The sequence below is a fragment of the Serratia sp. Nf2 genome (assembly GCF_003028435.1).
GTDB lineage: Bacteria > Pseudomonadota > Gammaproteobacteria > Enterobacterales > Enterobacteriaceae > Serratia > Serratia marcescens_L.
Map to the genome: position 1 here is coordinate 351,369 of NZ_PYTW01000002.1, position 13,413 is coordinate 364,781.

Below are 13,413 nucleotides of genomic sequence, written 5' to 3' on the forward strand. Positions count from 1 at the left end.
TTCTTTAGCGAATTTGTGAACGATATCGCGTTATTTTGTGATGCTCTTCACATATAATTCCGGTCTGTTACAGTGCTATTTCATATAGTGTGACGATGAACGCGAATCGCCCTCGGCATTCGTGTTCAAATAGCTATTACTGGCCGGCCGCAAGGCGGGTGGCCATGTGCGGTGAGAAGGATCTCAGTTGCCGCCGCGGGAACGCCGTTCCCCTGCGCTATCTTCATGGAACCAAGTCCGCTCGCCAACATCCAGGTACTCAGTTGGAGAGTTTTATGACCGAATTAACCGCAGCAGCGCAACGTGCGCTGAACCTGATGGATTTAACCACGCTGAATGATGATGACACCGACGAGAAAGTGATCGCCCTCTGTCGTCAGGCCAACAGCCCGGCCGGCCACACGGCGGCCATCTGCATTTACCCGCGTTTTATCCCGGTAGCGCGCAAGGCGCTGCGTGAGCAAGGCACGCCGGATATCCGTATCGCCACCGTGACCAACTTCCCGCATGGCAACGACGATATCGACATCGCGTTGGCGGAAACCCGCGCGGCCATCGCCTATGGCGCGGATGAAGTGGACGTGGTGTTCCCTTACCGCGCGCTGATCGCCGGCAACGAACAGGTCGGCTTCGAGCTGGTGAAACAGTGCAAGCAGGCTTGTCAGGCGGCCAACGTGCTGCTGAAAGTGATCATCGAAACCGGTGAGCTGAAGCAGGCCGACCTGATCCGCAAGGCGTCCGAGATCGCCATCAAGGCCGGGGCGGACTTTATCAAGACCTCCACCGGCAAGGTGCCGGTCAACGCCACGCTGGAAAGCGCCGAGCTGATGATGTCGGTGATCCGCGATCTGGGCGTGGCGAAGACGGTGGGCTTCAAGCCGGCCGGCGGCGTGCGCACCGCAGAGGATGCGCTGCATTATCTGCAACTTGCCGATCGTATTCTGGGCGAAGGCTGGGCCGACGCGCGGCATTTCCGCTTTGGCGCTTCCAGCCTGCTGGCCAGCTTGCTGACCGCGCTGGGCCACCAGACCCAGACCGCCGGCGGCGGCTACTGATCGATTTCGTTGGCGGGCGCCAGGCGCGCCCGTCTACACCGATTCTCGGCGACACAGGGGGATGCCTTGTTCCTGGCTCAAGAAATTATTCGTAAGAAACGCGACGGCCAGCCGTTAAGCGAAGCGGAAATCCGCTTTTTCATCAACGGCATTCGCGACAACGTGGTGTCGGAAGGGCAGATCGCCGCGCTGGCGATGACCATTTACTTCCATGACATGAGCATGCCGGAGCGCGTGGCGCTCACCATGGCGATGCGCGATTCCGGCACCGTGCTGGATTGGAAGAGTCTGGCGCTGAATGGCCCGATCGTCGACAAGCATTCGACCGGCGGCGTGGGCGACGTGACCTCGCTGATGCTTGGCCCGATGGTGGCGGCCTGCGGCGGCTATGTGCCGATGATCTCCGGCCGTGGCCTGGGGCATACCGGCGGCACGCTGGACAAGTTGGAAGCCATTCCGGGCTTCAATATTTTCCCGGACGATAACGCCTTCCGCAAAATCATTCAGGACGTCGGCGTGGCGATCATCGGCCAGACCAGTTCGCTGGCGCCGGCGGACAAACGTTTCTACGCCACTCGCGACATTACCGCCACCGTGGATTCGATCCCGCTGATCACCGCCTCCATTCTGGCCAAGAAGCTGGCGGAAGGGCTGGATGCGCTGGTGATGGACGTGAAGGTCGGCTCCGGCGCCTTTATGCCGACCTATGCGCTGTCGCAAGACTTGGCGCAGGCGATCGTCGGCGTGGCCAACGGCGCGGGCTGCAAGACCACCGCGCTGCTGACCGACATGAACCAGGTGCTGGCCTCCAGCGCCGGCAACGCGGTGGAAGTGCGCGAAGCGGTGCGCTTCCTGACCGGCGAATACCGCAACCCGCGCCTGCTGGAAGTGACGCTGGCGCTGTGCGTGGAAATGCTGCTGTCCGGCGGCCTGGCGCAAGACGAGGCCGATGCGCGCGCCAAACTGCAGGCGGTGCTGGACAACGGCAAGGCGGCGGAGGTGTTTGGCCGCATGGTGGCGGCGCAGCAGGGGCCGATAGACTTCGTCGAACGCTACGATAGCTATCTGCCGGCGGCAACGCTGAGCAAGCCGGTGTATGCTGAAAAGTCGGGCATCATCAGCGCCATGGATACCCGCGCGCTGGGCATGGCGGTGGTGTCGCTGGGCGGCGGCCGTCGTCGGGCGAGCGACGCCATCGACTACAGCGTTGGCCTGACCGAGGTGGCGCGCCTGGGCGATAAAGTGGATGCCCAGCAGCCGCTGGCGATGATCCACGCCAACGATGAAGAGAGCTGGCAGCAGGCGGCCGATGCGGTGCGCAGCGCAATGACGCTGAGCGACAAGGCGCCGGAGGCGACGCCGGTGGTGTATAAGCGCATCACTCAAGCGTGATGACCCTCGTCTTTCAAGCCGTAGCGTTGTTGGCTGCACGCGTGCACCCCAGTCACTTACTTGAGTAAGCTCCTGGAGATACACGCGCTAGCCGCCTGGCTACAACTTGAAATCCATTGGGTCTAAATTTAGAGAATAAGGGCGATTGCAGTCTTGCGGTCGCAATAGCGTGAGAACACGCAGGAGAGCACAGATGAAACGCACATTTATTATGGTATTGGACTCCTTCGGCATCGGCGCCAGCGAAGACGCCGAACGTTTTGGCGACCAGGGTTCCGACACCCTGGGCCACATCGCCGAGGTTTGCGCGCGCGGTGAGGCCAACGTGGGCCGCCAGGGGCCGCTGACGCTGCCTAACCTGAGCCGTCTGGGCCTCGGTAAAGCAGCGGAAGAATCCACCGGCAACTTCCCGCAGGGGCTGGATCGCAACGCCGACATCATCGGCGCTTACGCTTACGCCAGCGAACTCTCTTCCGGTAAAGACACGCCGTCGGGCCACTGGGAAATCGCCGGCGTGCCGGTACTGTTCGACTGGGGCTACTTCAAGGACGAGCACAACAGCTTCCCGCAGGCGCTGCTGGATAAGCTGGTGGAGCGCGCCAAGCTGCCGGGTTACCTGGGCAACTGCCACTCATCCGGCACCGTGATCCTCGATCAGCTGGGCGAAGAGCACATGAAAACCGGCAAGCCGATTTTCTATACCTCCGCCGACTCGGTGTTCCAGATTGCCTGTCATGAAGAAACCTTCGGCCTGGATCGCCTGTACGAGCTGTGCGAAATCGCGCGTGAAGAGTTGACCGAAGGCGGGTACAACATCGGCCGCGTGATCGCGCGTCCGTTCGTCGGCGACAAGCCGGGCCACTTCCAGCGCACCGGCAACCGCCACGATCTGGCGGTAGAGCCGCCGGCGCCGACCGTGCTGAAAAAGCTGGTGGACGAGAAGGGCGGTGAAGTGGTGTCGATCGGTAAAATCGCCGACATCTACGCCAACGTCGGCATCACCAAGAAGGTGAAGGCGACCGGCATCGACGCGCTGTTCGACGCGACCCTGATCGAAATGGAAAAGGCCGGCGACAACACCATCGTGTTCACCAACTTCGTGGACTTTGACTCCTCCTATGGCCACCGCCGCGACGTGGCGGGCTACGCCGCCGCGCTGGAGCTGTTCGACCGCCGCCTGCCGGAGCTGCTGAAGCTGGTGAAAGACGAAGACATCATCATCTTCACCGCCGACCACGGCTGCGACCCGACCTGGCCGGGCACCGACCACACCCGCGAACATATCCCGGTGCTGGTTTACGGCCCGAAAGTGAAGCCGGGCTCACTGGGCCACCGCGAGACCTTCGCCGACATCGGCCAGACCGTCGCCAATTACTTTGGCCTGTCGCCGATGGATTACGGTAAGACCCTGTTCTAAGCCCTGTCTTTCAAGCCGCAGCGTTGTTAGCTTCACGCGTGAACCCCAGTCACTTACTCAAGTAAGCTCCTGGGGATTCACCCGCTAGCTGCCTAGCTGCAACTCGAAATTCAAGGCTTAGATGTTTGACGTTTTTATTAAATAAGATTTCTAAAGGAAGAAAATTATGGCTACGCCGCACATTAATGCTGAGATGGGTGATTTCGCTGACGTAGTACTGATGCCGGGCGATCCGCTGCGTGCAAAATACATCGCCGAAACCTTCCTGGAAGGCGCGGTGGAAGTGAACAACGTGCGCGGCATGTTGGGCTTCACCGGCACCTACAAAGGCCGCCGCATCTCCGTAATGGGCCACGGTATGGGCATCCCGTCCTGCTCCATCTATGCGCGCGAGCTGATCGCCGAATTCGGCGTGAAGAAGATCATTCGCGTGGGCTCCTGCGGCGCGGTGCGTGACGATATCAAACTGCGTGACGTGGTGATCGGCATGGGCGCGTGCACCGACTCCAAGGTGAACCGTCTGCGCTTCAAGGACAACGACTACGCGGCGATCGCCGACTTCGACATGGTGCGCAATGCGGTCGACGCGGCGGCGGCGCAGGGCATCCCGGCGCGCGTGGGCAACATCTTCTCCGCCGATCTGTTCTACACGCCGGATCCGGACATGTTCCAGGTGATGAAGAAGTACGGCATCCTGGGCGTGGAAATGGAAGCGGCCGGCATCTACGGCGTGGCGGCGGAGCTGTACGAAGAGTTCGGCTGCAAGGCGCTGACCATCTGCACCGTGTCCGACCACATCCTGCGTCACGAGGCGACCACGGCGGCGGAACGCCAGACCACCTTTAACGAAATGATCGTTATCGCGCTGGAATCCGTACTGCTGGGCGACAAAGCGTAATACTCCGGCGGGCGTCATCATGGCGCCCGCCTGTCAATCTATTCATTCCGCTTGGCCAGTTTTGGCTAACGCTTTACCTTTCTGCCGTTTAACGCTATTACTTCCTCTATCAATCTATTCACCAATCTATTCATCTGATGATCACCGTTGAACAAGCTTTGCGTCATGGGCCAGCTACGGCTCGTCAACTGACAGAAGCGTTAGGCATCAGCCAGCCGACGCTATCGCGCCGTATCCGCGAACTGGCGGACGCAGTATTGATCCTCGGTAAAGGTAAGGCGACGCGCTATGTATTGCGGCGCGGGATCGGCGGTGAGAGGCAGTTTCCGCTGTATCGGGTTGATGAACGGGGTAAGGCGCACCTGTTTGCCACACTTTGCCCGCTGTATCCTGCCGATAACTGTGCGGTGTGCGATGAGCGCAGCGGAGAGTGGCAGCTCTATGACGGCATACCATGGTATTTGAACGACCTACGGCCGATTGGCTTTCTCGGGCGAGCCTGGGGAAAAGCAGCGGCGCGCGAGTTGAATTTGCCGGAGGATGTGCGGCGATGGGATGAAGGCCAACGCTTGTTGGCGCTCTGCCGTTATGGCGAAGACATGACCGGCGATCTGCTGCCTGGTGCCGACAGCTATCAGCGTTGGTTAATGCGGGACACTGCCGCCGCCATCACGGTGGAAGATAAAACCGAGCGTTACGCCGCATTGTCTGTCCAGGCGCTGGCCGGGGAACTGGTGGGCTCTTCCGCCGGTGGCGAGCAACCCAAATTTGCCGCCTATGCTGAGCTGGCGCCTGGGCGCCGCGCGCATGTGTTGGTGAAGTTCAGCCTGGCGCCGACGCATGTCATTGCACAGCGCTGGAGCGATTTGCTGATCGCCGAGTCGCTGGCGTTGCAGACGGTCGCCGCTGCGGGATTGCCTGCCGCATCGGCGCAAATCCTGTTCGGCGCCGACCGGCAATGTTTTTTAGAGATTGAGCGCTTTGATCGCATCGGTGAAGAAGGGCGGGTCGCGATGGTGTCGCTGGAGGCACTGGATGCCGAGTTCAGCGGCAGCGGCCACGCCAACTGGGTCGTGGCCGCCGAGCGGCTATTGCAGCAAGGGGTGATCAATCACTCAGTCTACCAACGGATTGCCCTGTATTGGGCCTTTGGCCGGTTGATCGCCAACAGTGATATGCACCAAGGCAACCTGTCGTTCTTGCGAATAACCCAGCGGCCGGTCATGTTGGCGCCTTTGTATGATATGTTGCCGATGGCTTTTGCCCCGGCAAGCAGCGGTAATCTGCGCCGCGACGCGGTGGAGATCCGTTTGAGCAACGAGGTGAGCGGCGCCGTCTGGCGGCAAGCGGAGCTATTGGCTCTCGAGTTCTGGCGGCGAACCGCGCAACATGACGACATCAGCGAGGCGTTCCGGGCGATTGCCGAGCAAATGTTGGTGCAACTGCAGAAGCTGCACGAGCGCATTCAGCGCCTGGCTTGAGTTACCCCTTCTTCGGCGCTTCCTGTTTTGTTTCCGACGCATCCTCTTCGTCGTCTTCCACCGTATTGCCTTCTGCCAACGGCGTGTTGGCGGTCAACAGGTACGGCGACTGCTGCCAGCGGCTGCGGCGGTGTTGCAGCAGGGTGCGCGCCAGAATGATGCCGATCGCCAGCGCCAGCAGGATCATCAGGCGCAGCAGGTTGGTGGTGTTGTCCACCTGCTTGGATTCGGTCGCCAGCACGTGGGTGTCGAGGGTGATGCGGATAAAGCCGATTGGGCCGTCTTTGCCCTGAATGGATTCGACCAACTGGTGGTTGAAGTAGCTGCCGGCGCGTTTGCCGTCGAGCGACAGGCGATCGCGTATACTTATCTGCTCCCCGGCGTGGGAGACCAGCGTGCCGTCCAGCTGATACACGCTGACGTCGAGAATGCGGCTGTGATCGGTGAGCTGCTTGAGGATGGCGTCGATGCGCGGGGTGTTGCCGTCGTCGTCCAGCAGCGGCGCCAGGCTGTAGGCGACCTGTTTGGTCAGCGTCTGCGCCAACTCTTCAACCTGCTCGGATCGCGCCATTTGGTGACTCAGGCTAAAATAAGAGGCGCCCTGCATCAGCAGCACCAGCAAAGCCAGGCAAATCAGGATAATAGCGGTGCGGTGCAGGCGAAATTTCAGTTTAGCGCGAGCCATGCAGGTTCCTTGGGCATCGGGGACACTTTATGTTGCCAGAACCGCTGGCGATAGGATAGCTTGATGCGTCGTTTTATCATGCAGCGTTTTTGTCCATTCAGGAGTCAATGATGTCAAACAGTCTGACCTATTGCGATCTTCCGGCGGAGATCTCCCAATGGCCGGGTCTTCCCCTTTCGCTCAGCGGCGACGAAGTGATGCCGCTGGACTACCGGGCGGGCAATACCGGGTGGCTGTTATACGGCAGAAAGCTGGACAAGGCGCGCATTACGCAATTCCAACGCAAGCTGGGCGCGGCGATGGTGATCGTCACCGCCTGGGGCGTGGACGATTATCAGGTGGTGCGCCTGGCGGGCACGTTGACGCCGCGCGCCAAGCTGCTGGCGGCGGAGAGCGGGCTGGACGTAGCGCCGCTCGGCAAGATCCCGCACCTGCGCACGCCGGGGCTGCTGGTGATGGACATGGATTCGACGGCGATCGAGATCGAGTGCATCGATGAGATCGCCAAGCTGGCGGGCGTCGGCGAGCAGGTGGCGGAAGTCACCGAACGCGCGATGCGCGGCGAGCTGGACTTTACCGCCAGCCTGCGCCAGCGCGTTGGTACGCTGAAAGGGGCCGACGCCAACATCCTCAAGCAGGTGCGCGACGAGCTGCCGCTGATGCCGGGGCTGACCAGCCTGGTGGGCAAGCTGCAGGCGATGGGCTGGCATGTGGCGATCGCCTCCGGCGGTTTCACCTACTACGCCGAATACCTGCGCAACCGGCTGCGGCTGGTGGCGGCAGCGGCCAATGAGCTGGAGATCCGCGACGGCAAGCTGACCGGCGAAGTGCTGGGGCCGGTGGTGGACGCACAGTTCAAAGCCGACACGCTGCTGCGGCTGGCAGAGAAGCTTGAGATTCCGCTGGCGCAAACCGTGGCCATCGGCGACGGCGCCAACGATTTGAAAATGATGCAGGCGGCGGGGTTGGGCATCGCCTACCACGCCAAACCGAAAGTGTATGAAAAAGCGCAGGTGGCGATCCGGCATGCGGATCTGATGGGCGTGCTGTGTATTCTCACCGGCAGCCTGAAACACGAAGTGCGATAACGAAAGATTGAGGTAAGACGTGGCAAAAGCGGCAAAACGGGCATTTGTGTGCAATGAGTGCGGGGCGGACTATCCGCGTTGGCAGGGGCAGTGCAGCGCCTGCCATGCCTGGAACACCATCACGGAAGTGCGTTTGGCCGCGTCGCCCGCAGCGGCGCGCAACGATCGCCTCAGCGGCTATGCCGGTGACGCCGGCGTCAGCAAGGTACAGAAGCTGTCGGAAATCAGCCTTGAGGCGCTGCCGCGCTTCACCACCGGCTTTCTCGAGTTCGACCGCGTGCTGGGCGGCGGCGTGGTGCCCGGCAGCGCCATTCTGATCGGCGGTAACCCCGGCGCCGGCAAGAGCACCCTGTTGCTGCAGGTGCTGTGCAAACTGTCCGAACAGATGAAAACCCTGTACGTCACCGGCGAGGAGTCGCTGCAGCAGGTGGCGATGCGCGCTCACCGTCTGGGGCTGCCGACCGGCGGCCTGAACATGCTGTCGGAAACCAGCATCGAGCAGATCTGCCTGATCGCCGAGCAGGAGCAGCCGAAGCTGATGGTGATCGACTCGATTCAGGTGATGCACATGGCGGACATTCAGTCTTCGCCGGGCAGCGTAGCGCAGGTGCGGGAAACCGCCGCCTATCTGACGCGCTTCGCCAAGACGCGCGGCGTGGCGATCGTCATGGTCGGCCACGTCACCAAAGACGGCTCGCTGGCCGGGCCAAAAGTGCTGGAACACTGCATCGACTGTTCGGTACTGCTGGACGGCGACGCCGATTCCCGCTTCCGCACCCTGCGCAGCCACAAGAACCGCTTCGGCGCGGTCAACGAGCTGGGGGTGTTCGCCATGACCGAACAGGGGCTGCGCGAAGTCAGCAACCCTTCGGCAATCTTCCTCAGCCGCGGCGATGAAGTCACTTCCGGCAGCTCGGTGATGGTGGTGTGGGAAGGCACCCGGCCGCTGCTGGTGGAGATCCAGGCGCTGGTGGATCACTCGATGATGTCCAACCCGCGCCGCGTGGCGGTAGGCCTGGAGCAGAACCGGTTGGCGATCCTGCTGGCGGTGCTGCACCGCCACGGCGGGCTGCAGATGTCGGATCAGGACGTGTTCGTCAACGTGGTCGGCGGGGTGAAGGTCAGCGAAACCAGCGCCGATCTGGCGCTGCTGATGTCGCTGGTCTCGAGCCTGCGCGATCGGCCGCTGCCAAACGATCTGGTGGTGTTCGGCGAAGTGGGGCTGGCGGGAGAAATCCGTCCGGTGCCGAGCGGCCAGGAGCGCATCTCCGAAGCGGCCAAGCACGGCTTCAAGCGCGCCATCGTGCCGCACGGCAATATGCCGAAGAAGCCGCCGGCCAACATGCAGGTGTTCGGGGTCAAGAAGCTGGCGGACGCGCTCGACGTGCTGGAAGAGTTTTATTAATGTCGCCGACGGCGAGAAAGATATGCTATTTTGTTTAGCATACTAAACGGAGGTGGCCATGCCGCAATTTGATTACCTGAAGACGTCCATTAAGCAAAAGGGCTGTACTTTGCAGCAGGTGGCGGATGCCAGCGGCATGACCAAGGGCTATCTGAGCCAGCTGTTGAACGACAAGATCAAAAGTCCGAGCGCGCAAAAGCTCGAAGCGCTGCACCGTTTTCTCGGGCTGGAGTTCCCGCGTAAAGAGGTTAAAGTCGGCGTGGTGTTTGGTAAATTTTACCCGCTGCACACCGGCCACATCTACCTGATCCAGCGCGCCTGCAGCCAGGTGGACGAACTGCACGTTATCTTGTGCCACGACGAGCCACGCGACCGCGAGCTGTTCGAGAACAGTTCGATGTCGCAACAGCCAACGGTCAGCGATCGCCTGCGCTGGCTGCTGCAGACCTTCAAGTACCAGAAAAACATCCATATCCACTCGTTCGACGAGCAGGGGATCGAGCCCTATCCGCACGGGTGGAACGTGTGGAGTGACGGCATGAAGGCCTTTATGGAACAGAAGGGCATCGTGCCGAGCTTCATCTATTCCAGCGAAGCGCAGGATGCGCCGCGCTACCGCGAGCATCTGGGCATCGAAACCATCTTGGTCGATCCCGAGCGTTCGTTCATGAACATCAGCGGCAATCAGATCCGCCAGGATCCGTTCCGCTATTGGGACTACATCCCGACCGAGGTGAAGCCGTTCTTCGTGCGCACCGTGGCGATCCTCGGCGGCGAGTCGAGCGGCAAGTCGACGCTGGTCAACAAGCTGGCCAACATCTTCAACACCACCAGCGCCTGGGAATATGGCCGCGATTACGTGTTTTCGCACCTGGGCGGCGACGAGATGGCACTGCAGTACTCCGACTACGACAAAATTGCCCTGGGGCAGGCGCAATACGTGGATTTCGCGGTCAAGTACGCCAACAAGGTGGCGTTTATCGATACCGATTTCGTCACCACCCAGGCGTTTTGCAAAAAGTACGAGGGGCGTGAGCATCCCTTCGTGCAGGCGCTGATCGACGAATACCGTTTCGATCTGGTGATCCTGCTGGAAAACAACACGCCGTGGGTGGCGGACGGCCTGCGCAGCCTCGGCAGCACCGCCGATCGCCTGGCGTTCCAGCACCTGCTGGAGGAGATGTTGCGCGCCAACAACATCGAGTATGTGCACGTTGAGTCCAGCGATTACGAAGAGCGTTTCCTGCGCTGCGTCGAGCTGGTGCAGCAGCTGCTGGCGGCGGACGCCGGCCGGTTGGCGAATGCGCCCGCCCATCGCCACGCCGCAGGCTGAGAAAATTAGCGGAATGTGCGGTCGCGGCGGCAGAAACGCCTCTCGGGCGCACATTTAACGGCTTGTTTAAACATGGTTCATTCGACAGCGACTAGGTTAAGATTTTCTTTACAATAACGCTTAGAAGAAGACATGTCTTATCGCTTACTCGCTCTCTGGTTAGTCTGCTATGCCGCAGCCTGGACGCTGCTGACTGTTCATCTCGATCCTACCCTGCCTTACGACGCCGTCGAGGCGCTCAACTGGGGCCTCAACGGCGAGTGGGGCTCACCGAAAAATCCTTGGCTGGTCGGTGCGGCGATGCAGCCGGCGATCTGGCTATCGTGGCTGCCGCTGAACCTGTACTGGTATGGCGGGCACTTTATCGCCATCGCCATCGGCATGTTGGGCGTCTGGCTATTGGCGCGCCGCCTGAGCGGCAGCACCTCGCTGGCCTGGATGGCGCTGCTGACGCTCAATCTGTCCGGCATCATCAATTTCGACATCATTCCCTACAACGATAACTACCTGTTGGTGATGCTGTGGCCGTGGATGGCGTTGTTTTTCCACCTGGCTATCTCGCGTTCGGCCAACTGGTGGCCGGTTTTCGCAGTGGTGGCCGGTCTGGCGATGATGGCGAAATACTCGACCTTCGCCTTCGTCTATTTCGCGGCGCTGTCGACGCTGTTCGTACCGCAGCTTCGCCGCTGCTATCGCCAGCCGCAGTTCTATCTGGCGGTGGCGATCTGGTTGGCGCTGGTGCTGCCGAACCTGTTCTGGCTGTGGAACCACGACTTCGCCGCCTTCAAGTGGGTGGATTCGCAGATCAAGATGCAGCTCAACCTCGATATGCTGCAGTCGCTGTTGCTGGTGTTCTATCCGTCGCTGGCGCTGTGGGTGATCCTGCGGCGCAGCGGGGCGGTGCTGGCCTGGCCAGCGGCGTTGCCGATGCGGGTACTGCTGTGGGTCTACCTGTTGCCGCTCGGCATCATCACCTTCTGGTTCTCCTTCAACGTCGGCGGCCGGCTGACCGAATGGCTGCAGCCGTTCTTCATGCTGGCGCCTGCGCTGCTGGTCGGCTGCGTACGTCAGCCGCCGGTGCGTTCACTGCGTGCGGCGACCATTGGGCTGATGTGCGCGGCGCTGGCGGTCTATCTGGGGTATGCCGCGGTGATGCTGGGCAACGTGCGCAACGCCGGCCAGAAAATGGTGGGTATCAAGGCGTTCAGCGCCGGGGTGGAACGGCAGTGGCAGGAACGGTATGGCGTCAGCCTGCGCTACGTCGGCGGCGAATACCTGTCGCAGTGGATGACGGTGTACGCCGCTTCCCGGCCGCAGACCATTACGCGCTGGTCCAATCATACGCGACCGAATATTTACAACGTCAACATCAGCTATTCGCAGATTGCGCAGCACGGCGTCGCCCTGTTCGGGCGGTTGGGTGAAGACTGCGCGCACAGCGACTTCGGCGGTGAGTTGGCCCACTGGCCGAAACTGCGCCTCGATTGGCAGCAGACGCTGACGTTCCGCGCCGATCCGCATGCCGACGAGCAGACGCTGTGCGTCGGCTTCGTTCGTCCGCAGTAACGGCGGCGCAGGGCACCGCCGCGATTCAGGCTTAGTAAGCGATAACCAGCTTGCCTTGCATATGGCCGCCGAGCAGCTGTTGATGCGCGGCGGTCAGAGTGTCTACCGTCAGCCCGTGCAGGGTTTCGCTCAGCGTGGTGCTCAGCTTGCCCTCGTCCAGCAACTGCGCCACCTGCTGCAGGATCTGGCCCTGCTGCGCGATGTCCGGGGTGGTGAACATGCTGCGGGTGAACATGAATTCCCAGTGCAGCGCGGCGCTTTTCAGCTTCAGCGCGTTTTGATCCAACGGCTGCGCGTTCTCGACGATGGTGCAGATATGGCCCAGCGGCGCGACCAGCTCGGCCATCGCCGGCCAGTGGCCGTCGGTATCGTTCAGGCACAGGATGTAATCCACCTGCTCGATGCCGTGCTGCGCCAGGTTGCCCTTCAGATCGCGGTAGTCCACCACCAGATCGGCGCCGCGTTCACGGCACCAGGCGGCGGATTCCGGCCGTGAGGCGGTGGCGATCACTTTCACCTTGCTGCGCAATGCGGCCAGCGGAATGGCCAGCGAGCCGACCCCGCCGGCGCCGCCGATGATCAGCAGCGTCTTGTTCTCCGGCGCATCCTGAATGTTCAAGTGTTCGAACAGCGCCTCCCAGGCGGTGAGGGCGGTGAGCGGCAGGGCGGCGGACTCGGCCCAGTTCAGGCTGCGCGGTTTGTGCGCGGCGATGCGTGAGTCGATCAACTGGTGGCTGCTGTTGCTGCCGGGACGGGTGATATCGCCGGCGTACCACACTTCATCGCCGGGCTTGAAGCCGCTGACGCTGCTGCCTACGCCCACCACGACGCCGCTGGCGTCCCAGCCGAGGATGCGCGGCTGCTGCAGACCGCTCTTTTGCAGACCCGCGTGTACTTTGGTATCCACCGGGTTAACCGACGCCGCTTTCACTTCCACCAGCAGATCGTACTGGCCGGGAACCGGCATTTCCGGTGAGATTTCGATGAAATCTGCGGGGTTCTGCGGGTCTACGGCAATGGCTTTTATCGACATGATTGTACTCCTTTCAAATGATGCCCCCAGTGTAGACCCGCGGCAGAGGGGTGATAAGAT

Annotated in this window: 11 protein-coding genes; 9 read left to right on the top strand and 2 right to left on the bottom strand. The window is 61.4% G+C overall.

Annotation, left to right across the window (positions count from 1 at the left end):
* Nucleotides 1-275 precede the first annotated feature (275 nt).
* The 5 genes from deoC to yjjJ all read left to right on the top strand — a co-directional run bounded on the left by deoC (nt 276) and on the right by yjjJ (nt 6,243).
* Entirely contained in the window at nt 276-1,055 is a 780-nt protein-coding gene (deoC, locus tag C9411_RS06725; RefSeq protein WP_004933072.1) for a deoxyribose-phosphate aldolase, read from the top strand.
* Nucleotides 1,056-1,121: 66 nt separating this feature from the next.
* Nucleotides 1,122-2,447 carry a thymidine phosphorylase gene (gene deoA, locus C9411_RS06730; RefSeq protein ID WP_063991467.1) on the top strand — a complete coding sequence of 442 codons (1,326 nt, stop codon included), beginning with the start codon at nt 1,122-1,124 and terminating at the stop codon, nt 2,445-2,447.
* Nucleotides 2,448-2,640: 193 nt separating this feature from the next.
* Nucleotides 2,641-3,864 carry a phosphopentomutase gene (deoB, locus tag C9411_RS06735; protein WP_063991466.1) on the top strand — a complete coding sequence of 408 codons (1,224 nt, stop codon included), beginning with the start codon at nt 2,641-2,643 and terminating at the stop codon, nt 3,862-3,864.
* Between the two features lie 166 nt (nt 3,865-4,030).
* Nucleotides 4,031-4,762, top strand: a complete 732-nt coding sequence (gene deoD / locus C9411_RS06740; protein ID WP_004933059.1) for a purine-nucleoside phosphorylase — start codon at nt 4,031-4,033, stop codon at nt 4,760-4,762.
* Nucleotides 4,763-4,899: 137 nt separating this feature from the next.
* A complete protein-coding gene (yjjJ, locus tag C9411_RS06745; protein WP_107226728.1) occupies nt 4,900-6,243 on the top strand; it encodes a type II toxin-antitoxin system HipA family toxin YjjJ in 1,344 nt (447 codons plus the stop codon).
* Nucleotide 6,244: 1 nt separating this feature from the next.
* Here the strand turns inward: yjjJ and C9411_RS06750 are convergent, their stop codons facing one another.
* Nucleotides 6,245-6,928, bottom strand: coding sequence for a YtjB family periplasmic protein (locus tag C9411_RS06750; protein WP_107226729.1), 684 nt, complete (start codon nt 6,926-6,928; stop codon nt 6,245-6,247).
* 110 nt (nt 6,929-7,038) lie between these two features.
* Here C9411_RS06750 and serB point away from each other — a divergent pair, with 110 nt between their 5' ends.
* The 4 genes from serB (at nt 7,039) to C9411_RS06770 (ending at nt 12,320) form a co-directional block, all read left to right on the top strand.
* A complete protein-coding gene (gene serB, locus C9411_RS06755) occupies nt 7,039-8,016 on the top strand; it encodes a phosphoserine phosphatase (protein WP_016929162.1) in 978 nt (325 codons plus the stop codon).
* Between the two features lie 19 nt (nt 8,017-8,035).
* On the top strand, nt 8,036-9,421 hold the full coding sequence (radA, locus tag C9411_RS06760) for a DNA repair protein RadA (protein ID WP_025159617.1): 1,386 nt from the start codon (nt 8,036-8,038) through the stop codon (nt 9,419-9,421).
* A 58-nt stretch (nt 9,422-9,479) separates the two neighbouring features.
* Nucleotides 9,480-10,754, top strand: a complete 1,275-nt coding sequence (nadR, locus tag C9411_RS06765; RefSeq protein WP_063991463.1) for a multifunctional transcriptional regulator/nicotinamide-nucleotide adenylyltransferase/ribosylnicotinamide kinase NadR — start codon at nt 9,480-9,482, stop codon at nt 10,752-10,754.
* Nucleotides 10,755-10,886: 132 nt separating this feature from the next.
* Nucleotides 10,887-12,320: a glycosyltransferase family 39 protein gene (locus tag C9411_RS06770; RefSeq protein ID WP_063991462.1), complete on the top strand. Its 1,434-nt coding sequence runs from the start codon at nt 10,887-10,889 to the stop codon at nt 12,318-12,320.
* A gap of 31 nt (nt 12,321-12,351) precedes the next feature.
* Here the strand turns inward: C9411_RS06770 and C9411_RS06775 are convergent, their stop codons facing one another.
* Entirely contained in the window at nt 12,352-13,353 is a 1,002-nt protein-coding gene (locus C9411_RS06775; RefSeq protein ID WP_063991461.1) for a zinc-binding alcohol dehydrogenase family protein, read from the bottom strand.
* Nucleotides 13,354-13,413 lie beyond the last annotated feature (60 nt).

What these genes read in the sequence shown, in the direction of transcription:
- deoC (WP_004933072.1), top strand. Translation starts at nt 276, where the DNA reads ATGACCGAATTAACCGCAGCAGCGCAACGTGCGCTGAACCTGATGGAT.
- deoB (WP_063991466.1), top strand. Translation starts at nt 2,641, where the DNA reads ATGAAACGCACATTTATTATGGTATTGGACTCCTTCGGCATCGGCGCC.
- deoD (WP_004933059.1), top strand. Translation starts at nt 4,031, where the DNA reads ATGGCTACGCCGCACATTAATGCTGAGATGGGTGATTTCGCTGACGTA.
- yjjJ (WP_107226728.1), top strand. Translation starts at nt 4,900, where the DNA reads ATGATCACCGTTGAACAAGCTTTGCGTCATGGGCCAGCTACGGCTCGT.
- C9411_RS06750 (WP_107226729.1), bottom strand. Translation starts at nt 6,928, where the DNA reads ATGGCTCGCGCTAAACTGAAATTTCGCCTGCACCGCACCGCTATTATC.
- serB (WP_016929162.1), top strand. Translation starts at nt 7,039, where the DNA reads ATGTCAAACAGTCTGACCTATTGCGATCTTCCGGCGGAGATCTCCCAA.
- nadR (WP_063991463.1), top strand. Translation starts at nt 9,480, where the DNA reads ATGCCGCAATTTGATTACCTGAAGACGTCCATTAAGCAAAAGGGCTGT.
- C9411_RS06770 (WP_063991462.1), top strand. Translation starts at nt 10,887, where the DNA reads ATGTCTTATCGCTTACTCGCTCTCTGGTTAGTCTGCTATGCCGCAGCC.
- C9411_RS06775 (WP_063991461.1), bottom strand. Translation starts at nt 13,353, where the DNA reads ATGTCGATAAAAGCCATTGCCGTAGACCCGCAGAACCCCGCAGATTTC.